The following is a 1,113-nucleotide window of genomic DNA, read 5'->3' on the forward strand; positions in this document are numbered from 1 at the left end:
AGAGATCGTCTGAATTTGGGTTGGTCGGTTGAGGATGGTTTGTCCCGGTCGTGAGTTGACGAGGCTGGCCCGGCCGCCACCTGGTCGCCAGGTGGCCGACCGGCATCCCACGATCAGCAAGATGTGGGCCGACCCCGCCTACCGCCGAGCCGTCAGAAACGCCGCTGCCAAGGGCATCGACCTGGAGATCACCACCAAGGGCCTCGGCGTCACCGGCTTCCGGCCCCTGTGGCAGCGCTGGAAGATCGAACGCACCCTGGGCTGGCTCGGCCGCTCCCGCCGCCTCACCCGCGACTACGAGACCACCCCACGGTCACAGGAGTCGCAGATCTACTGGACGATGACCAGCATCATGCCACGCAGAGTCACCAACGCCAGTCCCGTCACGACCTACCGGACCACCCCAGAAACCCCGCTACCAGCAACGATCTAAATCAGACGGTCTCTGAACTCCAGGAATCGGGTGGTGGCCGCGTCCTCGGTCGGTGCGGTGTAGACCGGCTTGAGCACCTTGGAGATCTTGCTTCAGTCCTGGCGGGCCGCATATCGGAACGAGGCCCGTAGCAGGTGAACCACACAGGTTTGAACGACCGTTCGGGGCCAGACCTCGCCGACCGCGTCCGGCAGGCCGTTCAGCCCGTCGCAGACGAGCATCAAAACATCCTCGACGCCGCGGTTCTTCAGCTCGGTCAGCACCCGCAGCCAGTGCTTGGCGCCCTCGCCGGCCTCGGTGCCGGCCCACAGGTCGAGGATGTCGCGGTGTCCCTCGGCGGTGACGGCCAAAGCCACGTAGACCGGCCAGTTCGCAACCTGACCAAATCTTGCAAGACCCGTTCCATTTACAGGCCCTGGCAGGGTGGTTCGTTCGGCCTGGCGGATCCAGTCGTCCAGCAAGAAGCCGCGGCGATGGCGAAGCAGGTCGGTGAACGCGCGGGCGAAGTCGCAGGCTGCGGTGAAGTCCAGGGGCGTCGATGACCGAGACGGGGAGGGTGGGCGGCTTGGCACCGCGGCGGGCCGGGCCGGTCGGGGCAGGCTCGCCGGCGAGCATCCATCCCCAGGTCGTCAGTGAGATCCGGTAGATCCGGGCGGAGGACTTCGCGATGCCCGCGCCGG

At 66.7% G+C, this 1,113-nt stretch carries 1 protein-coding gene and 1 pseudogene; one reads left to right on the forward strand and one right to left on the reverse strand.

Going from position 1 to position 1,113, the window contains the following annotated elements; translation table 11 throughout:
- The first annotated feature begins 121 nt into the window (after nucleotides 1–121).
- Nucleotides 122–433 carry a transposase gene (locus tag ACFWZ5_RS46520; RefSeq protein WP_384893380.1) on the forward strand — a complete coding sequence of 104 codons (312 nt, stop codon included), beginning with the start codon at nucleotides 122–124 and terminating at the stop codon, nucleotides 431–433.
- 95 nt (nucleotides 434–528) lie between these two features.
- Here ACFWZ5_RS46520 and ACFWZ5_RS46525 read toward each other — a convergent pair.
- Nucleotides 529–822, reverse strand: a pseudogene (locus tag ACFWZ5_RS46525) (transposase); the annotation flags it as partial.
- Nucleotides 823–1,113 lie beyond the last annotated feature (291 nt).

Source organism: Streptomyces sp. NPDC059003, assembly GCF_042740445.1.
Lineage (GTDB): Bacteria > Actinomycetota > Actinomycetes > Streptomycetales > Streptomycetaceae > Streptomyces.

What these genes read in the sequence shown, in the direction of transcription:
- ACFWZ5_RS46520 (WP_384893380.1), top strand. Translation starts at nt 122, where the DNA reads ATGTGGGCCGACCCCGCCTACCGCCGAGCCGTCAGAAACGCCGCTGCC.